Source organism: Williamwhitmania taraxaci (assembly GCF_900096565.1).
Taxonomy (GTDB): Bacteria; Bacteroidota; Bacteroidia; order Bacteroidales; family Williamwhitmaniaceae; genus Williamwhitmania; species Williamwhitmania taraxaci.
Window position 1 is genome coordinate 58,111 of the sequence record NZ_FMYP01000011.1, and the last position, 19,244, is coordinate 77,354.

The window sequence follows — 19,244 nt, forward strand, 5'->3', positions numbered from 1 at the left end:
TTATTACTCTATTATAATTCGTTTTTTGTTATAGTTCTCAACCGTACCAATTATTTCAGACTCAACGGCTCCTTCCATTTTTAGTAATTTTAGGGCGGTTGACGCCATTTCGGGCTTTATTCCAAGCAATAATCCACCTGAAGTTTGCGCGTCGGCGAGGATAGCGCGATATGAAAATTCTACTCCTGGTGAAAAATAAGTTTCCTCTTCAACGTATTTCAGGTTTGTAAATGCAGCACCAGGAATGCATCCATCTTCGGCCAAAGCAAGTGATTGTGGAAGTAGTGGAACTTTATGGGCATTAATTCTTATGGTAACGTTGCTGGCTCTTGCCATTTTAAGGGCATGACCCAGTAGACCAAATCCCGTAATGTCCGTTCCGCCCCTAACGCTTGTGGCATCAATAGCTTTTAATCCATTCTTATTAAGAATCTTCATATTCTCGATAGCCTTTAAGTAGGAGTTCGGATCAGAAAGACCAATTCGATGACCTGCCAGAATTATTCCGCTACCTATTGGCTTAGTTAAGATAAGTAGGTCTCCGGGATTTAACCCAGAGTTGGCAACTACTCTGTTTGGGTGCACTAGTCCTATTACTGCAAGTCCATATTTGGGAATTGGATCATCAATGGTATGTCCTCCAACAAGCATGGCAGAAGCATCATTGACCATACTCAGCCCACCTTCCAGAATTTTTGCATAGACAGTGAGTGGTGAATTACTCGGAAACATTGCAATGTTCAGGGCAAGCAACGGAGTGCCCCCCATGGCATACACATCGCTTAATGAGTTTGCTGCAGCAATTTGACCGAATTCAAAGGGATCGCTACACAAAGGGGGAAAGAAATCGGTAGTAAAGATTATTGCCTGATCTTCATTGATTTTGTAAACTGCGGCATCATCTTGTGTATCAATATCAACAAGAAGATTTTTATTGTTAATCTTTGGAAAGTGGCTGAGCACTTTTTCGAGTTCGGCTGCCGGTAATTTTGCAGAGCAACCACCGTTTTCCGTAAACTTCAAAAGATCTATTTCCATTGCAATTAGATTATGTGATGTATAGTAAACTCGAATTTGCCTAAAGCAAGGAGTTCTATTACCTGGTTTTTCTCTGTTTCTTTTATTTCAATGCACATTCCGCACTCAGAGGTTATATGTGTTGGTACGGGTCGTATATTGCAGGAAAAACCGCCTTTAACAAGGTGTTTTTCTGCAATAATAACGGTCCTAACATTATTTAATAGAATAATTTCCATAGAAATAGTTCATTTGGCAAGATGCTTTAATGCCAGAAGGAGAAATCCTAAGTCGTTAGTTGTGTGGTAGGGTGATAATGAGATTCTTACCAGACCAGTTGGAAAACTTCCCAGAGTCTTATGTGCAAGAGGTGCGCAATGAAGTCCAGATCTTGTTTCTATGCCAAATTCAGAATAGAGCTTATGGGCGGTAATGCCTGGATTTTCGTTAACAATTCGAAAGGAGAAGACTTCTCCTATCTGGTCAGGATTATTCCCGGAGAAACAATCAATGTTTTTGATGTTTCGCACCGATTGAAGCAAAGATAGGTAATCCTCTTTGGTGTGCCTTCTTTCGACACGCGCATTTAAAGCACCGAGTAAGCCCGATAATCCAAGAAGGTTGGGTGTGCCAGCTTGGAACTTATCAGGCATTGCTTCTGGAAGTTCAAAGCTATCGGAGTTGCTGCCCGTTCCACCATACAATAGTGGTGAAATTAGGGCTGGATTGGCTAGATAGAATCCTCCCGTGCCAGTTGGACCCATTAGCCCTTTATGTCCTGTAAATGCTACGAAATCAAGATTATCTTTGTCAACATTAATTGAAACCGTTCCCATTGATTGGGAGGCATCTACTAAAATGGGAATAATTCCTATTTCCCGTTTTATGGCCTCTATAGGTTGAATAACCCCGTTTACATTGCTTTGATGGTTAACAACAACCAAGGCTACATTTTGGCTTAGTTGTGATTTTATCCGTTCAACGTTGATGGTCCCATCGCTATAATGCTCCAGAACTAGATATTTGGTATTTTGCTTGAGCGACAAGGCTTGTATGGGACGCATAACTGCATTGTGCTCCAACGGGGAGACAAGTATTACTTTGTCGATTAAATGAAGTCCATAGAGGATTGTATTAATTGCTTCAGTTGAGCCGGAAGTAAAAACTACATTCTCAGGTTTCTGGGCGCTTAGAATATTGCAAATTTTTTCTCTTGCCTCTTCAACCATACTGGTTGCCTCAATGATACGAGGGTATGCTCCTCTGCCATAAGTGCCTCCAGAGGCCAAGTAATTGCAAATGTATTCTTTTACTTCGGGAGGTTTAGGAAAACTAGTGGCTGAATTATCAAAATACCGAAGGTAACTATCCATTAAGGTTTGATTACTTTAGATGCAGAACTTAGAGACGAAAGGATGCTAAACATGTTGGATATGGTTCCAATGGCTATATCTTTAATCCCATAAAAATCGGTACAGGTGCCGCAAGCAGTGATTCTCACCCCCATTAATTTCATTTTCTCAAGGTATGTGATTATTCCTGAATCGCTTACTAGTAGTAAAACGCCTGAATTGTAGAAGATTACTTCCGATGGCATCGTTTCATACTCAGATAATGCCGCAAAAAAACCTTTCATTAGGATGGTGCCAAGTTCGGCATCCCCCTCTCCCATTTTATTGCTGGAAATTGCCACAACCATACTTCCAATCTTAGCTGTTGGTGTTTCTATAACGCAGAATTCTGCAGGATTTGAGGTAATAATTGTGTCGTTAGTTGACTCACTTTTGGTTACGGTAATTACATGCTTATTATGCTCAGTGATGGTTGTTGACTGAACTCCATTTCCCGAAAAGTAGGTATTTAGATTGTTTGCCGCAGTTTTATTGTCAACAATAAAACAAAGTTGTTCACCAAACGGAGCTTGGTTGTATGCTTTCTTTGCCTCAATAAGAGGCCTCGGGCAAAGCATTCGCGAGCAATCAAAAGTTGTCATAATTCAGTTCTGATGTATGGTCGATGTTGGTTGTAAGATATATGTTCAATTCACATTTACGAACAATATAATCATCATATTGTTAGATGCTTGAGAATGTTTATTTTACTTTGCAGTTTGTAAGAAGTAGAATGTTTCAGATATTGATTGGTTATCCACAAAGTAATAGGTTTCGCCAAAAGCATGTTGGGCTTTAACGTAAACTGTGATAACGCCCTTTTGGTTATAGATAACCCGAGTTATCTTGACGCGCGGTCTCTCTACAAACTCTTCGGTTCGTTCTTGGGCGTATATTTTAGCAATATTAATTTTTTCCAATTCGCTAATTTGCTCTCTTGCTTCGTTCAACTGATTAGTTTGGTTATTCGCGATTAACTCTTTTAGTTTACGTTCCTGTGCATCGCGTTTATTTTTTTCGAGATTTCGTGCTTTTTCGGCTGCACGTTCGGCCGCAGCAATACGCTCTTTTTCTGCACTTGCTGTTTGCAATGAGTCAGCCAGTGCGCTCTGTATTGCCTCTTCTTTGATTTTTATTTCAGAAAGCATTTTTTGCTTTTCGGCATCGGCCTTTTGAAGGGAGTCAATAGTGTTGCGCTTTTTTGCTTCCTCCTTGGATTTAGCTTCAGCCATTAGTTTTGCCTGTTCTTCTGCCTGCTTAAGGGTTGCCTCAGCAATTTTGTTTGCTTGCTCTTTTGCATTTGCATCAGCCAGCTGTCTTGCAGCATCATTGGCTTTTTTAAGTGAATCGGAGGTGGCCTTTTGTTTTTCGTCTTCCTTGATTTTTGCCAATGCCATTAATTTTTGTTTCTCCGCATCCAATTTCTGCAAGGAGTCAGCAATAGACTTGGATTTTAACTCTTCTCTTGCTTTAAGCTCCGCGGCCAACCTTGCCTGTTCTTCTGCTTTCTTTTGTGTCTCCGCTGCTATTTTCGCTGCCTCTTCCTTCGTTTTTTTATCGGCCGCCATCTTTATAGCCTGCTGTTCGGCAATTCGAATAGAGTCCTGTGCGGTTTTCAGGCGTGTTTCTTCCAATAACTTAAGATCCGCAAGCCGTTTTGCCTCTTGCTGTGATTGTTTGAGTGAATCAGTTACCTTTTTTTGGTATGCTTCATCTTCTGCTTTAGCTATTGCTATTGCTTTTTGCTTTAGTATTTCCACTTTTTGCAGTGAGTCGGCAGTACTCTTTTTTCGTAACTCTTCCTTGGCCTTAATCTCAGCGGTCAGCTTTGCCTGTTCTTCCGCTTTTTTTACTGTCTCCTTAGCTATTCGGTCTGCTTCTTCCTTGGCTTTTTTATCAGCTGCCAACTTAGTAGCCTGCAGTTGGGCAACTCGAATAGAGTCCTGTGTTGCTTTCAGGCGTGATTCTTCCTTAAACTTAAGATCAGCAAGTCGTTTTGCTTCTTCCTGTGATCGTTTGAGAGAATCTGCAACGTATTTCTGGTGCTCCTGCTCTTTGATCTTCGCTAAGGCAATGGCTTGTTGTTTTTGTAATTCCACTTTTTGCAGGGAATCGGCAGTTACCTTTTTCTGTAATTCCTCCTTAGCCTTAATTGCTGCAGCTAATAGTGCTTTCTCTTCTGCCTTTTTCTTGGCCTCTTCTAATTGTTTTGCAGCCAAATCTTTTGCCTGTTGATCTGCTAGTATTTTTGCTTTTACCACCTCATCTCTACGAATGGAGTCTTTTACGGCTGCTGCACGTGCAATCTCTTTTGCCTTCAACTCAGCAACTTTTTGCTTCTCTTCCAGTGCTTTTCTTATTTCTTCAGCCTGAGCCTTTTGTTTTGCTATCTCAAGTTGCTTTGCTTCTGTAATAAGGCGTTCCTTCTCGGCAGCTTTTTGCTGCGTGGCAACTTGCTGCTGTTTTAAAAGATCCTCCGCTGCCTTTTTCTCCGCATCTTTGATTTTTTGTTCCTCGTCTTGTATCTTTTTTACCTCAGCCTTTAACAATTCTTGCTCTTTGTCGACCATTTTCTGTTTTACAGTCATGGAGTAATCGGTATCATAGCCAAAAGACTGGGCATCGGCGATATACTTTATTTTGCCAACCGGATTGTTAAATACTTCTATATCTACACCTTCTGTTTTTTTGTAGAGTTCAACGTCAAACTCAATAAGTTCAGATTTTGCATTACTCCCCGAAGGAATACGTGTATCAATGGCGATGGTTTTTGAGACAAACCCCTCTTTTTCAAATTTTACGAGATACTCACCGCCAAAATCAAGGTCGATGGCAAAGTTTCCGGTAATCTCATCTTTATTGAGTTTTTGGCCATTTTTGATAAGCGTAACCGTAATGCCTTTTGCCTTGGAGTTCTTGGTTAGAGCTCTACCCCCAATAGCCAGAATTCCATTTTGACCAAATGCAAGGACAGATATGGATAAAAATGCCGCCAAAGCAATCGCCTTGGTAACGGAAAATGGTTGTTTTATATGGGTGAACAGCGACATTGCAGTAGTTAGTCAATTTGAGGCTAATATAATTATTTCGCCCCCAACAATCCAATGATTACGCTACATTTTTCCAATAAATATGATTAATCGCATTTTTGAGGATGTGGGCTGGTTTTATGCAACTGTCTTTTTGAATGTTTTTACTGCTATTGTAATGCTTCCAATTGCAAAAATTGTCATAGCAATTAATTCGCGACGTATATCATAAAAGTCTGAACCTTTGAGAAATACCATTCTGATTACCCTCATGAAGTAAGCCATTGGATTAATAACGTTAAACCTTTGAGCCCATAAAGGCATGCTTTCGACGGAAGTGAATATCCCGCTCATTAGGAGGAAAATCAACAAGAAAAAAAATGAGATAAACATTACCTGCTGTTGGGTATTGGAAAGGGATGCAATAAGCAATCCAAACCCGAGTACTGCTACAAGGTAAACTGCCGAAAACGTATATAATACAGCTAAACTTCCTTCTACTCTAATTCCATAGAGGAGATATCCTATCATTAAGCCAATAGAAAGTTCGAAAAGTGCAATTAGCCAAAATGGAAATAGTTTTGATATTATAAACTGGTATTTTTTGAGTGGCGTTACATTTAGCTGTTCAATAGTGCCTAATTCCTTCTCTTTTACCATATTTATTGCTGCCATAAACATTCCCATAATGGTGACCAGAATTGCCAAAATTCCGGGTAACATAAATAGTTTGTAGTTGAGTTCCGGATTATACCAGTAAGAAACCTCCGTTTTTATTGGCATTTCTAGCTTATGACCAGAATTCAGATTACGCTTATTAAAGTTACCGATTATGGCATTAGAATAGCTACTTGTTAGTCCAGCAGCAGAAGCATTTATAGAATTTATTTCAACCATTACATCAGCAGACTTACCTGTATTGAAATTTTTTTCAAACCCTTTGGGAATGGTCAGTATTGCATCTGCTTTTCCTACTTCCACGGCATAGTAGGCTTCTTTTTCCGATTCAGTTGCCAAAACTGGTGTGAAAAATGGGGAATCAGAAAAATTGGAGACCAACAGAGTGGATATTGGCGTTTTGTCAAGGTCTATTATGGCTAAATTGGTGTTTTTTAGATCAAATGTTGTTGCATTTACCAATACAATTAGTTGGATTACAGGGAGTCCTATCATCATTCTCAGGAGCGTTTTATCTCTAAAAATCTGCGTGAATTCTTTCTGAAGCAAAAATAGGATGGGTCTCATTGCAGTAGTTAGTTTAGTCGTTTCTTAAATGTTAAAATACTAATTGATAGCAGTGTTGCAATCATTCCCACAAGGATCAATGTTTCTTTCCAAACTGAAAGCAATCCGGCACCCTTGAGCATTACAGCTTTAATGATTACGATGAACCACCGTGGTGGCATAATCAGGGTGAGGTATTGAAGGATTTTCGGCATATTCTCGATGGGGAAAATAAACCCTGAAAGTAAAGTAGTGGGAAGCATTAGGGCAAACATAGAAATAAACATGGCCACCATTTGACTTTTCACTAGAGTAGAGATGAGGATACCTAGGGAAAGGGCCACTAAGATATAGATAATTGATTCGAAGAGGATTAGGACCAGCCCGCCTCGAATTGGAAGTCCAAATACTAAGGTTCCAATTAGAAGTATGGCCACGGCGTTTAAAATGGAGAGAATCATGTAGGGGGCAACCTTTCCAACTACTATGTGAAATGGCTTGAGGGGCGAAACCAAAAGGATTTCCATAGTCCCCATCTCCTTCTCCCTTACAATAGAAAGGGAGGTCATCATTGCCGATACCAATAATAGAATAAGGGCCATTATGCCGGGGACAAACATAAAAACGTCCTTAAGTTCCGAATTGTATAGCATTCGAATATGGGGCTTCACTCCCATATTCTTTCTTTCAGACTCAAGCAAGTTACTTGAAGTATAGCTTTCGACTATTGCAGATGTATAGGACGAGAGCATGGTTGCTGAATTTGGTTCTGTGGCATCCATTATTATGTTAATCTTGGCAACCTCTCCTCTACCTGTCTTTTGTGCAAAATTTGGTTCAAAGACAACGATTTCTTTCACTTTTCCCGATCGAAAAAGCCTTTCGTAATCGTCTTGGTTCGAGATTTGTTCTGATAGCATAAAATATCCCGACGAAACCAGTTTATTACTAATGGCTTGGGTCTGGTAGTCGTGTGATTTATCGTGAATAGCGATGGATGCGTCCTTTATCTCGTTCTTAATTACATAGCCAAATAATAAGACCTGGGTGATGGGCATCCCAAATAATATCAATAAGGTTCTCCTGTCCCTGAAAATATGCTGAAACTCTTTCTTGATGAATGCAATGAAGTATTTCATAGGTAGTTGTTTTGCAGTGTTTGAGCAATTGTTGTATTCGTCCGCGGAGTACATTTTTGGTAAAATGTTTTTTAGAGCACTGTAAACTAGTTGTGTAAGAACGCTGTTAAATGTTTTTATTGGAGAATTTATGACGACTTCAAAATCTTAAATGAAAACTTGAGATTAATGGCTATTATTCCAGTTGGGACGTGCAATTCGAATGAAAACATCTTCCATTGAGGACGATTTATATTCCGATTTTAATTCAGCAGGAGTTCCCAGCGCCGCTATTCTACCATCTACCATGATGCTTACGCGCTGGCAGTATTCTGCTTCGTCCATATAGTGCGTGGTAACCAGCACGGTAATGCCTTGTTCCGATGCGTCATAAATCAGGTCCCAGAACTGCCTTCTAGTGATGGGATCAACGCCACCGGTGGGCTCATCGAGAAAAACAATTTTGGGCTGATGAAAAATTGCCACCGAAAATGCCAATTTCTGTCGCCATCCCAAAGGAATATCAGCAATTAGAGTTTTTTGATATTCCTTCATGTCTAATTGCTCAAGTAGCCGTGATGTTCTTGCCTTAATATCTTTCCGGCTCATTCCATAAATTCCAGCATAGAGGCGTATATTCTCCGCTACCGTAAGGTCTTCATACATAGAAAACTTTTGACTCATATAGCCAATAGATTGTTTAATCTTTTCACGTTGCTTAAATGCATCGAAACCGGCAACCTCCAGCTGTCCGGAGGTTGGTTCCAGAAGTCCACACATTATTCGGATGGCAGTAGTCTTTCCGGCACCATTAGCCCCTAGAAATCCAAAGATCTCTCCCCTTTTAACTTCAAAGGTGAGCTTATCGTTCGCAACAAACGAACCAAACGACTTTGTAAGATCGACAGCTTTAATCGCATACATTTCAGATGATTCCATCGTGTTTTATTCTGTAAGTATCATAAATGAATCTTCAATATTTGCCAAAATGGGCTCAACCGTTACGTCAAGAAGGCCCGCTGAGCGAATTACGTTTTGTAGCATCTCGCCGCTAGCCCCCTTGTTTATTGATACATGTAATGCTTGTCCAAACAGATATGCGCTTTCCACCAATGGTTGTTCGCGCAAAAATGCTTGTAACTTGTTGAGTTTTGGACCTGATACGGCAAAAATTGGAAACGGATACTTTTGGTTTATGGCATCAACAGTATCTACCGAAAGGAGCTTTCCCTTGTTGATTAAGCCAATGCGGTTGCAAAGGGACGCTTCGTCCATGTATGGTGTCGAAACAATGATGGTTATACCAAAATCTTTTAGACGCTTGAGCATTTCCCAGAATTCTCGCCGTGAAACAGCATCCACGCCTGTTGTAGGTTCGTCGAGGAAAAGTATATCTGGCTTATGTACTAGCGCGCATGAAAGGGCTAGTTTCTGCTTCATTCCTCCCGAGAGTTTCCCGGCAGGTCGAGTTTTAAATGGCTCAATCTGACTGTATATGTCTTTGATTAGGTAGTAGTTCTCTTGGATGGTAGTTCCAAAAACCGTTGCGAAGAATTGCAAGTTTTCCTCCACCGTTAGATCTTGGTAAAGAGAGAATTTCCCAGGCACATAGCCAATTTTCAAGCGTAACCTCTTGTAATCGGCTACTGGATTCAGTCCACAAACCATTGCGTTTCCCGAGTCGGGAATAATTAACGAAGTAAGTATTCGAAATAGTGTTGTTTTTCCGGCACCATCGGGTCCAATTAACCCAAAGATCTCGCCACGACCAACCGAAAATGAGATGTCGTTAAGTGCCAAAATGTTACCGTATTTCTTGCCAATTTCTTGGGCAACTACATCGTATTCCATAGATTTCCTATCTATTGAGCTTTAGCTTCATTTCGCCGGGCATGCCAATTTTCAGACTACCATCATTCTTAACGCGTATTTTGACCGCGTAAACAAGCTTCACGCGCTCTTCCCTTGTTTGAACTATTTTTGGGGTAAACTCGGCCTCTGGAGAAACCCAGCTAATAATGCCCAGTTGCTCATGTAACCCTGTAGCGATATCGGTGATTACCGTTACCGAATCGCCCAGATGAATATCGCTGAGTTGCTTGCCTGAAATGTAAACTTTAAGGTTGATTTCCGACAGATCGGCAATTTTATAGATGCCTTTTCCTGGAGCAATAATCTCTCCTACCTCGGCATACTTAACTAGTATAGTACCAGTTACCGGGTTTACAATTCTACACTTAGCAAGTTGATCTTTAAGCATCATTACCTGCATTCCAAGTGCCTTTGCCTCGATAGAAATTTCAGCCAATTGAACGTTAAGTGCATGTTTTTGCATCTGAATAACTTTCGCCTGACCGGTAACATCATCCACCTGTTTCTGAGTTGCAGCATTCAGTTTAAAGAGGCCTTCGGCACGCCGAACCTCTTTGTTGATGTTCTCCAACTGTTGATCTAAAACCTGGCCTTGGGCAGCAATGGTTTGCTTCTTCGAATTTATCGATTCCACCTGTGCTTCGACTTGTAACACTCGGAGATATGTTTGAGTAGAATCTACTAGTGCAGCCAATTCTCCTTTTTTAAGTAGCTGTCCTTCCTCTACTGGAAAATAGAGGATTTTGCCTTGAACTTCGGAGGATACGGTCGTTTCAGTGGATTCGAATGTACCGTAACCATCTGATTTATTGTTTCCATTTCCGCACGAAGCAAGTAGAAAAGCGATGGAAAGAAAGTTGATAGTGAGTATGTGTTTCATCGTATTGTTAATTTGAGGTCGTGAAGATTAATATTCTCAGGTAAAATAGTTCGTCCAATTTGAATTACCAATAACCATTTTAAGGGTCAAATATCCGAGTGCAAATTGGAACTGCATGCTTAAAGTTATTTTAAGTTAAACAGGCTTAATATCCAGATATTAAAAGTTTTAAGATTTTAGATTGATTTAGCAGTAGTTGGTGTTTTTCGATCTCGATTCGCGCTTGAAACTCAGTATTTAAATCGGAGATATAATCAACCTCTCTCAAGGCACCTTCCTTGACAGAGGCGAGCGTAGCGGCTGTAATTTCTTCTCTTAATCGATGGATTTCCTTATCACGCAAAATAATCTGCTCCAGCTTCGCAATTGCTCCATCCTGTTCGGCAGTTCTAACAGCCATGTTTTTAATGGTTGTTTCTCGCTGTGCAGTCAACTGCTGCTGGTTTAGCCCTAAAATCCTTTTCTCGTTTGCTGTTTTGTTCCAATCCCAAAGGTTCCAAGTGAGTTTTACTCCTGCTAGGTAGTATGTATCCCAAGAGTTTCCCATCATGTTTAATCCCGGTTTTCCATAGCCTGCTTGTCCGAAAAGTGCGAGTTGTGGTCGTCGTCTTACGCTGCTCATTCCGATCAGTGAGTGTTGTCGATTGCTTTCTGCTTCAATAGCAAGTATTTCAGGCATTTGACCGTTAAAGGTTGGAATTGAGTCGGGTGATGAAAATTCCCACGAACTATCAATGGTCAAACCCGAGAGAATCGATAGTATTTGGAGTGCATATTCTCGTGCTTGAGTGACTTCGATTTTTTGTTGTTCAACATTAAGCAATTCTGCCTTAATCGATGATAATGAAGATTTTAATATTGTTCCATATTCTATTCCAGATTCGATATCTAATAACCGTTTTTCCAGAGTTTTGGTTAGTGCGTCGAGTTGCTGCATGTTAACCTCCGCCAACAGTATGGCATAATAGGCACCAACAACCCGTGATTTTAACTCGTGCATGGAGGTAGCGTGTTGTGCAAGCTGAACCTGTCCTGAGGCTAACTCAACCAGTTTCTGGTTTTGGGCCAATCCTCCATCGTAGAGCATCTGGGTTACCTCCAGAAATACTTTATGCTGATCTTTATCAACAGGTGTTGCTAGTCCTTGAAATTGTGCCGGAAGATCGAGTTTAGTTACTTCGGACTGATAGGTAGATTGACCAATAACGTTTAACTGAGGAAACCATGTATTTTGGCTGTTTTTTACCTTTAGCAAGACGATGGAATCAATTGTAGTTCGGTTCCTTGCCATTGGAAAGTTAACTTGGGATTTTTGAATGAAAAACCAAAGGTCTTGCCCAGATACATTAGCCATGATGCTGGTAACCATAAAGAGACATATTAGAACCTTCTTCATAGAATAGTGTTTATTGATATTTTATTCTGGTAAGTGTAACCTGTGTTGTGGTAATTAGAGGTTATTTTTCTCTAAAGAATACTTTACAAAATCAAAAACAACTGTTTTTCTTTCAAGCAGTATTGAATTAAAGCGTTCCGTGTCTCCATTGCAAAGTATAAGCGTAAGCATTGGAGCCGCCACAAATGGGAAAACGCATAAGCCAATTAGATTCATAACAAAGTGTTCTGCTGATATTGGCCGGAGATTGGCTTTTATGATATCCTGATTAATCACTGCAATGATTTTCGTAAAGTCGATATTGTTCTGCTGCATCAAACGAATTAGATTTTGAGGATCACGGTTGATCTCTTGAACAATAAAGTTTGGTATAAATGGATTTTCCATAATAAGCGTAAGGTAGTTATCTATAAAGAAATCAACCTTTTCCCAAAAAGGCTTATCGGAAACCATAAACGAACCAATGGAAGGCAACGCTTTTCCAACGGCTTCGGTAAACACTCTTTCGAAGAGATTTTCTTTGCTTCTAAAATAGTAATGCAAAAGGGCCTTGTTTATTCCGGCTGTATCGGCAATTTCTTGCATCCGTGCGCCATCCATCCCCTTGCTTATAAAAACAATTCGTGCAGCATCCAGCACTTTTTGCTCCGTTTCGCTACTTATTTCTTTCTTATTAACCATGTAGATTAATTAGTTGGTTAAACTGTTACAAAGTAAAACTATTTTCTTGCATTATCCAAACGATTTAACCGTATGGTTAAATCACGGACAAAAAAACACAAATCACTATTTATTAATGACTTGTGTTCATAGGACTTATTGCAAAGAGTCTGGCGCGTTTGTTTCATCGTCAAATGAAACCTCCTCCACCTTACCACCTAGGTTTTCGGATACCTTAATCTGCTTGGGCGATTTAAGGTAATAAATGGTTCCACCAACGCTGGCTTTTGCTTCAAGATATTCGGTTGGATGGAGTTTCAACATGCCGCCAAACGTAGAGGAAGCAAATGCCTTCTCCACTTCAAGCCCGTATGCAGAGATAATACTTTTTGATCCAGAAGCGGCTTCCAGTGTTGCTGCGCTACCTTTTGCAAAAATTGTGGCTCCTTGGCCTGCCTTTAGCTCAAGGTTCGAAAGATTTACCTGAAGTCGTATTGTTGATGAGGTCAATGCATCCACGGCTAACTTGTCCCCGGCAATTGTATCTGCGCAAACAAGTACAGCAGCACCTGCGGTTTTAATCTCCCGAATCTTCTGGTAAGTTAGAAATACCTTAACCTCAACATGGTTGTAGATTCGAGGTTTTAATTTAATTCGAAGAGTTTGTCCTTCAACCTTGATTTCAAGATCGTCGGATGTGATTCCGATACCCTCCACTCGAGCCGATTGTTTATTGGCAAATGAAATTTCACAATAGACTTCTCCATAAACTTCTACCCTGTCGAAATCGCTTAAATTTCGAGTATAGTTAACTTGGGCAATAACACTTGATGCAGGATAAATGGCGCAACTAATGGCGAAAACTGCTGATAAAATGAACCTTTTCATGCTAATTATGGTTTTTACGAACATACATATAACGCAGAAACATTTGTTTTAGTTTTATTTTAACCGATGCGATAAATATAAGCAACAATGGTTTCAAAGAGTAAGCAATTAGCACTTTTTCCTTTGCCTTCGTTTGTTTTTCCACAGGAAGAACTTCCATTGCGAATTTTTGAGACTCGTTATAAGGAGTTGATTAATGATGTAAAAGATACTGGGATGACATTTGGAATACCCTTTATCTCTGCCGATGGATTAACGCAATTAGGGACTGAAGTTAGGCTTGAAAAGGTATTGGCCGAAAACAATAAAGGGGAAATGGTGATAATGATTAAGGGTATCCGCATTTTTGAAGTTCTTTCTTTCTCGAATAGACTACCTGGAAAATTATATGGTGGCGGTCAAGTGATTGATTGGGAGGTTGATCATGAAACAAACAACCCGGATATAATGGTGTTGGTTAAACAGTTGGGCCTAAATTTCAATGGAATCTATGGTTCGCTTTCTACAATGGAAAAGGTGGATATATATGATATTGCCAATAAGATATACCTATCTCCTGAAGAAAAATTTCACCTTGTGAGCATAGATGGTATTGGTAGAAAAGAATCTTTTCTATATAAAATGCTTCAATTCCAAGCATTAATAAAGAATCAAGAAGAGAAACTCCGTAGTAATTTTAGTTTAAACTAACCTCCTCTTCCTCAATCTCCTCTTCAGGTTTACCTGAAGTATTATCTGGGTGTGCAAGAGTGGGAATGGAATTTAGAACCCCATGCATAAATACGTTTATCTTCCCTTGGAATTTAGAACCACACCACGGACTTGTATTGGTGAGGAATACCCAGCAAATACCGTTGGGTTCCTTCACTAGAATGGTGGATGTTCCTGCAAAGTTGCCAGTTCGAACAAATCGCCCCTCTTCAGTTGCTCTAATCCAGCCAATAGGTAAGAATCCTTTTGGTCTAATAACCATCGTATCAATAGTGTTTTTTGACAATAAATCGGGAACGGTATTTTCACCATCCAACGAAAGGGCCAGCTTGATTAAATCAACGGAACTACTAACCCAACCTCCGGCAGCACCTAGCAATCGAATGTCATTACCTCCGTTGCTCTTGCTTACTAGTCCGGTCTGTGCATAGTAAGGGGTTATCTTTCTTGCTTCAGGCACCTCATAATAAGCCACTTCGTCAGTAAGCATACTATCTCTTGTCGATCGGCCTATGGTCATGCTTGTTATTCCTAATGGCTTTAGAATGGTTGCTCTGACATAATCTTCGTAGGGTTCATTCGTTAATTTCTCAATAATTAGGCCGAGTAAAGCATAGCCAAAATTTGAGTATGAGCTTTTGGTCCCTGGTGTAAAGTGAAGGCTTTTTGTATAGACGAACCGAATGATATCATCAATTTTTAACGGCTTTGGAACGTTCAATGACTTTGCAATATAATCGGACATGAACAGCTGGTCTCCATAGTGGGCCCTCCAACCACCTGCATGGTGGAGCAAATCCCTAACCGTGATATTGTAAATCCGCTGGTCCTGTGCAATTCCATAGTATGGGTTGTTTAAAATCCCATTACTACCAAAAACTTTATCATTAAGGGATAACTTTTGTTCTTCTACCAGCTTCATTATTGCCGCTGCAGTAACCAGTTTGGAAATGCTCGCTACTCTGAATCGACTATATGGTTCGACTACTTCCCGATTTTCTTCGTTGGAATAACCGTAACCCTTTGCGTAGATTAGTTTACCATCCTTTGCAATTGCTAGAGATACGCCTTTTAATCCCCAATATTTCTTGAATTTCTCGACTTTTTGGTCGATACTGCTATAATCCTCGTTGTAAAAATCGCTGTTACAAAGACGTGGGGTAATACCTAATAAGCAATCTTTTGCCGGAGGTTTTGAATTTCCAGAACTCAATTTAACCGGAGAGGAAAGCTCCAAGGAAAAAAATATGGTTAGGAGAAGAATGGTCTTTAAGATGCGGCTCATTTCAATTCGATTTTGCCTAAAAATGGGACAAATATTCCAAAACTCAATGGATTAAGGCCTTTTAGATATATAATTATCTGTATTGAAAAAAAAGCCTGTTTTATATTTTACTATAAAACAGGCTTATATGGATACTACCTAATTGATCACTTCTAATTTGACATTCGTCAATATTATTTCAATGCTTGCTTGAGCTGGTTGATGAATCCATCAATATCTTCAAGAGTTGTATCGAATGAAGTCATCCAGCGAACCTCACTTTTGTCTTCATCCCATACGTAAAAGAAATAATACTTCTGCAGCTCGACAATAGCCCTTTGTGGGACGATTGCGAATATGCCATTTGCTTCGACTGGTTGGGTAATGGTTATTTCAGGGATGGATTTTACCTTAGCTTCCAGTATCTTGGCCATACTGTTGGCATGGTTTGCATTTTGTAAGTAGAGGTCATTGCTTAAAAACTCTAGGAATTGAGCAGAGATATAGCGCATTTTAGAGGCCAACTGCATTCCTTGTTTGCGAATGAATTTGAAATTCTCGGCTAACGATGTATTTAGGAAGACAACTGCCTCTCCGTACATTAATCCATTTTTAGTTCCACCAAAGCTTACAAAGTCGACACCACAATCGGCGGTGAACTCCTTAAAGCTTAATCCCAAAGCAGCGGCAGCATTGGAGAGGCGTGCGCCGTCCATATGCAGAAGCATGCCATTTTCGTGAGCAATGGAGGCTAAGTCTCTTATTTCATTAGGTTTATACAGAGTGCCGAGTTCCGTTGTTTGGCTAATGGAAATTACTCGGGGTTGAGCATGATGTTCGGAGCCAAAACCGTGAAGGTGTTTTTTTATAAGACTAGGCGTAAGCTTTCCATCATTCGTTGGCACGGTTAATAGCTTACATGTTGTGAATTTTTCGGGAGCACCGCACTCATCCACGTTAATGTGGGCCGTTTCGGAACAAATTATGGCACTAAAACTATGGGTGGCAGCCAGCAGCCCCGTCACATTAGCCCCGGTTCCGTTGAAAACAAAAAAGGCCTGCGCAGAAGAGCCAAAATGGGTCTCAATTTTCTGTATAGCCTTGCGAGTGATATCATCATCGCCATATCCAATTGCATGTCCAGAATTGGCCTTTAAAAGAGCCTCCATTATTTGTGGATGAACACCTGAATTATTGTCGCTTGCAAAACTTCTAAAATTGTTTTCCATCGTATTAATATTTTTTTTGGGGATTAAATACCACCCAAAAGGTAAGTAGCAATTATTGTATTATTCTGAATATAACTCTATGCCGAACACTCTTAAACGTTAGTTTCTTTTTGTTAGCATAAGATAATCAATATAGTAAATGAACTTTATAGAAAAACTATTTCCTTGATTGTTGGACCAAGTTTCCCTCAAATCATTCATAAACGAAGTGCGAATATAATCCTTACTATCAACAATTGTATTTTTCCAAACCAACGATAGCGTGCTTCCTGGTGCAAATGTCCATTGGTATGACAAATCGATATAGAAGTTAGTATACGTCTTGTCTTTTAGATCATTATAGGAGGTATTGCTCAACGTTCCGTTGTTTTCGAGGGCGTAGTAATCGTTATAACTAATCTTCTTAATATAGTGACGTGCTCGCAAACTTACAAAAGATTTACTATTGAAAACGTATTGATTTTCAAGCACATTTACGTATGTTGAAATATCTCTTGTAGCAAATATAATTGGATCATTTGCATTATCTGCTAACCCAATTGAGTTTTTAGAATCTTCAAAAGTGTAGGAATAGACTAGGAAAAGCTTATCTGAGAATCTCAATCGTGGTGATAGTTTGTAAGTAGTAGTATTTGCTCCATATTTATCACCCACGGTATAGTCGATAGTAGCATCGATTGCTAAAAACTTTCTGTAGTCAGATGATATCCAGAAATCTATATTGTAGAATTTTGGTAGAATTACCATTCTTCCAGGAACCCTTGCCTCGTAATAGTTATGCTCGTTTTCAATATCCAAATAGCCGCTTCCTCCAAAAGTGAAGTAGTGAGCCGCTTCGGTTGCAACAAAACTGAGCGATGCGCTTCTCGAAGTATAGACACGGGGTGCAAATTGGCTTGAGTTATAAAGGGTGAAATTTGAGGATAAACTTCGGAAACCGAATGTTGGCTTGAGAATTTTGAAGCCAGCAAACACACTCTGAGTAAATTCATTGGGTGCCTGAAGGTAGCCAAGTGCATTCGGATTATACTCTTCGGATTCCGTGTTGTGTGAAACCCCATAGGTAAGAGTACCACTTGTTTTTTCAGCTCTTAATTGATATTTGTAACCATTTATCAACTCGCTATTATCGATACGACTATAGGCACCAATCCCCGTTAATTGAAGACTATTTGCCCTATTTCGTAGCAAAAACTCAGTGGCAGTTACGTTGGAGTTAAAGTTGTCGTTTCGGCGATAAACATGTGTATTTATGAGACTTATATAGGAGTTGTTTTTGAGGTTCTGATCAAAAACAATTATATTATAGTTCGTTAGTCCTTGAGTTTGGATGGTTCGAGCAATGCCAGTTACCGTATCTTCAATGGCGGCTTCTGTTTTTGCTGTAATTGCATTTAGTAACCCAACTCCCAATCCTCCGGAAGTTCTACCTGAAACTTTTATCCCATTTATCAATTTGGTTTCCGATGGGTTCTCTGTAATAATTTCGTTTGGCAGTAGGTTATTACTAACTGATCCATTACTTGTGGGAGTTCCCCCTATTCTCCTTGAGTAGAATATTCCACCACGCTTAAAAAGATCCATGCCCTCAATAAAAAATTGTCTTTTTTCAGCGTATTGCACTTCGAATGGTGAAAGATTATAGACTTGATCGTCGGATTGGACTTGGCCAAAATCGGGAATAAGCGCTGCATCGAGGGTGAAACTTTTGGAAATACCTACCTTGATGTCCATTCCCCCATTCAGTGATTGCGATGCTTTATGGTTGGTAGGTAATTTTTCATAATATCCTGATAAGTAGGGGTAAAATGCCAGTCTAATTGGAGGTTTTAATTCAGAAATTCCGGTGACTGTTCCAAGTTGATTTGTAATTCCTTTAATGCCATTATCAATGGGGCTCCAGGTTTGCAACTCATTTTTGCTTTTCACCCTGCGCATGAAATTTATTCCCCAGGTTTGTTCCTGTTTTGTTGAGAACCGAAGGGCCGAATAAGGTATTTTTATCTCTACCATCCATCCAAAACTGGTATGTTGAATGGCTGAAATCCAAACCGCATCCCAATTAGAATCTTCGTTATAACCACTAAGGTTAATATCGCCCTGAACGCCTGCTGCGGAAACAATAAACTCTACCGCATTGATCCCGTCGTTATAAGGGCTAAGCAATACGGCAAAATAGTCTGATTTAATGGATGAAATAACATCTCTTCGAGATTGTTGATATTTCGGTGATATTGTGCCACTTGTTTCGGTGATATTGTGCCACAAAAAAAGGATGATTTCGTGACCAAATTTATGAATTAATTTGAGTTTTTTTCATCTTGTTTTTTCTCATTGACTCTACTGTTAATTCAATGCGATGTGAAGAGTGAACCATGCGGTCTAGAATTGCATCGGCAATGGTTCCTTCGCCAATTGTTTCATGCCAGTTTTTTACTGGTATCTGTGCGGCAATGATAATAGAAGTCTTGTCATATTTCTGTTCAACGATATCCATTAGGGCATTTCTTGCAGGATCGTCAAAGGCTGTTAACCCAAAATCATCCAGTATCAACAGGTCGGTTT

At 39.8% G+C, this 19,244-nt stretch carries 18 protein-coding genes; 1 reads left to right on the plus strand and 17 read right to left on the minus strand.

The window, feature by feature from the left end; genetic code table 11:
- Positions 1–3: 3 nt before the first annotated feature.
- The 13 genes from selD to BLS65_RS04690 form a co-directional block, all read right to left on the minus strand.
- Entirely contained in the window at positions 4–1,038 is a 1,035-nt protein-coding gene (gene selD, locus BLS65_RS04630) for a selenide, water dikinase SelD (RefSeq protein ID WP_092436365.1), read from the minus strand.
- Between the two features lie 5 nt (positions 1,039–1,043).
- Positions 1,044–1,256, minus strand: a complete 213-nt coding sequence (locus tag BLS65_RS04635) for a putative Se/S carrier protein (protein WP_092436367.1) — start codon at positions 1,254–1,256, stop codon at positions 1,044–1,046.
- Between the two features lie 9 nt (positions 1,257–1,265).
- Positions 1,266–2,390, minus strand: coding sequence for an aminotransferase class V-fold PLP-dependent enzyme (locus tag BLS65_RS04640; protein WP_092436369.1), 1,125 nt, complete (start codon positions 2,388–2,390; stop codon positions 1,266–1,268).
- The gene (gene yedF, locus BLS65_RS04645) at positions 2,390–3,010 is read right to left on the minus strand and encodes a sulfurtransferase-like selenium metabolism protein YedF (RefSeq protein WP_092436371.1); all 621 of its coding nucleotides are present in this window, start codon (positions 3,008–3,010) and stop codon (positions 2,390–2,392) included. Before yedF ends, BLS65_RS04640 begins: the two co-directional genes overlap by 1 nt.
- Positions 3,011–3,115: 105 nt before the next feature.
- Positions 3,116–5,458, minus strand: a complete 2,343-nt coding sequence (locus tag BLS65_RS04650) for a hypothetical protein (RefSeq protein WP_092436373.1) — start codon at positions 5,456–5,458, stop codon at positions 3,116–3,118.
- A gap of 117 nt (positions 5,459–5,575) precedes the next feature.
- Positions 5,576–6,682, minus strand: coding sequence for an ABC transporter permease (locus BLS65_RS04655; protein ID WP_092436375.1), 1,107 nt, complete (start codon positions 6,680–6,682; stop codon positions 5,576–5,578).
- 8 nt (positions 6,683–6,690) lie between these two features.
- Positions 6,691–7,800 (minus strand): ABC transporter permease, encoded by a 1,110-nt coding sequence (locus BLS65_RS04660; RefSeq protein WP_092436404.1) that lies wholly within the window; start codon positions 7,798–7,800, stop codon positions 6,691–6,693.
- A gap of 165 nt (positions 7,801–7,965) precedes the next feature.
- Complete coding sequence (locus BLS65_RS04665; RefSeq protein WP_092436377.1) at positions 7,966–8,718, minus strand: ABC transporter ATP-binding protein; 753 nt, start codon at positions 8,716–8,718, stop codon at positions 7,966–7,968.
- 6 nt (positions 8,719–8,724) lie between these two features.
- Positions 8,725–9,630, minus strand: coding sequence for an ABC transporter ATP-binding protein (locus BLS65_RS04670; protein ID WP_092436379.1), 906 nt, complete (start codon positions 9,628–9,630; stop codon positions 8,725–8,727).
- 7 nt (positions 9,631–9,637) lie between these two features.
- Complete coding sequence (locus tag BLS65_RS04675) at positions 9,638–10,531, minus strand: HlyD family secretion protein (RefSeq protein WP_092436381.1); 894 nt, start codon at positions 10,529–10,531, stop codon at positions 9,638–9,640.
- A 145-nt stretch (positions 10,532–10,676) separates the two neighbouring features.
- Complete coding sequence (locus BLS65_RS04680; protein ID WP_092436383.1) at positions 10,677–11,927, minus strand: TolC family protein; 1,251 nt, start codon at positions 11,925–11,927, stop codon at positions 10,677–10,679.
- A 54-nt stretch (positions 11,928–11,981) separates the two neighbouring features.
- On the minus strand, positions 11,982–12,608 hold the full coding sequence (locus tag BLS65_RS04685; protein ID WP_092436385.1) for a TetR/AcrR family transcriptional regulator: 627 nt from the start codon (positions 12,606–12,608) through the stop codon (positions 11,982–11,984).
- A 135-nt stretch (positions 12,609–12,743) separates the two neighbouring features.
- Positions 12,744–13,475 (minus strand): head GIN domain-containing protein, encoded by a 732-nt coding sequence (locus BLS65_RS04690; protein ID WP_170829998.1) that lies wholly within the window; start codon positions 13,473–13,475, stop codon positions 12,744–12,746.
- An 87-nt stretch (positions 13,476–13,562) separates the two neighbouring features.
- On the opposite strand from BLS65_RS04690, the gene BLS65_RS04695 reads away from it, so the two are divergent.
- Entirely contained in the window at positions 13,563–14,165 is a 603-nt protein-coding gene (locus BLS65_RS04695; RefSeq protein ID WP_092436389.1) for an LON peptidase substrate-binding domain-containing protein, read from the plus strand.
- On the opposite strand, the gene BLS65_RS04700 is transcribed toward BLS65_RS04695, so the two are convergent.
- The 4 genes from BLS65_RS04700 to BLS65_RS04715 all read right to left on the minus strand — a co-directional run.
- Positions 14,152–15,471 carry a serine hydrolase domain-containing protein gene (locus tag BLS65_RS04700; RefSeq protein ID WP_092436390.1) on the minus strand — a complete coding sequence of 440 codons (1,320 nt, stop codon included), beginning with the start codon at positions 15,469–15,471 and terminating at the stop codon, positions 14,152–14,154. The two genes, BLS65_RS04695 and BLS65_RS04700, sit on opposite strands and share 14 nt — an antisense overlap.
- A 173-nt stretch (positions 15,472–15,644) precedes the next feature.
- Complete coding sequence (locus BLS65_RS04705) at positions 15,645–16,679, minus strand: threonine aldolase family protein (RefSeq protein WP_092436392.1); 1,035 nt, start codon at positions 16,677–16,679, stop codon at positions 15,645–15,647.
- Between the two features lie 99 nt (positions 16,680–16,778).
- Positions 16,779–18,947, minus strand: coding sequence for a DUF5916 domain-containing protein (locus BLS65_RS04710; protein ID WP_092436394.1), 2,169 nt, complete (start codon positions 18,945–18,947; stop codon positions 16,779–16,781).
- A 25-nt stretch (positions 18,948–18,972) separates the two neighbouring features.
- A partial coding sequence (locus BLS65_RS04715) for an ATP-binding protein (protein WP_170829999.1) occupies positions 18,973–19,244 on the minus strand: 272 nt, incomplete at its 5' end.

Excerpts from the sequence above, each read along its gene's own strand:
- BLS65_RS04685 (WP_092436385.1), bottom strand. The coding sequence starts at position 12,608 with ATGGTTAATAAGAAAGAAATAAGTAGCGAAACGGAGCAAAAAGTGCTG.
- BLS65_RS04705 (WP_092436392.1), bottom strand. The coding sequence starts at position 16,679 with ATGGAAAACAATTTTAGAAGTTTTGCAAGCGACAATAATTCAGGTGTT.
- BLS65_RS04650 (WP_092436373.1), bottom strand. The coding sequence starts at position 5,458 with ATGTCGCTGTTCACCCATATAAAACAACCATTTTCCGTTACCAAGGCG.
- BLS65_RS04655 (WP_092436375.1), bottom strand. The coding sequence starts at position 6,682 with ATGAGACCCATCCTATTTTTGCTTCAGAAAGAATTCACGCAGATTTTT.
- selD (WP_092436365.1), bottom strand. The coding sequence starts at position 1,038 with ATGGAAATAGATCTTTTGAAGTTTACGGAAAACGGTGGTTGCTCTGCA.
- BLS65_RS04640 (WP_092436369.1), bottom strand. The coding sequence starts at position 2,390 with ATGGATAGTTACCTTCGGTATTTTGATAATTCAGCCACTAGTTTTCCT.
- yedF (WP_092436371.1), bottom strand. The coding sequence starts at position 3,010 with ATGACAACTTTTGATTGCTCGCGAATGCTTTGCCCGAGGCCTCTTATT.
- BLS65_RS04680 (WP_092436383.1), bottom strand. The coding sequence starts at position 11,927 with ATGAAGAAGGTTCTAATATGTCTCTTTATGGTTACCAGCATCATGGCT.
- BLS65_RS04635 (WP_092436367.1), bottom strand. The coding sequence starts at position 1,256 with ATGGAAATTATTCTATTAAATAATGTTAGGACCGTTATTATTGCAGAA.
- BLS65_RS04665 (WP_092436377.1), bottom strand. The coding sequence starts at position 8,718 with ATGGAATCATCTGAAATGTATGCGATTAAAGCTGTCGATCTTACAAAG.
- BLS65_RS04660 (WP_092436404.1), bottom strand. The coding sequence starts at position 7,800 with ATGAAATACTTCATTGCATTCATCAAGAAAGAGTTTCAGCATATTTTC.
- BLS65_RS04690 (WP_170829998.1), bottom strand. The coding sequence starts at position 13,475 with ATGAAAAGGTTCATTTTATCAGCAGTTTTCGCCATTAGTTGCGCCATT.
- BLS65_RS04695 (WP_092436389.1), top strand. The coding sequence starts at position 13,563 with ATGGTTTCAAAGAGTAAGCAATTAGCACTTTTTCCTTTGCCTTCGTTT.
- BLS65_RS04700 (WP_092436390.1), bottom strand. The coding sequence starts at position 15,471 with ATGAGCCGCATCTTAAAGACCATTCTTCTCCTAACCATATTTTTTTCC.
- BLS65_RS04675 (WP_092436381.1), bottom strand. The coding sequence starts at position 10,531 with ATGAAACACATACTCACTATCAACTTTCTTTCCATCGCTTTTCTACTT.
- BLS65_RS04670 (WP_092436379.1), bottom strand. The coding sequence starts at position 9,630 with ATGGAATACGATGTAGTTGCCCAAGAAATTGGCAAGAAATACGGTAAC.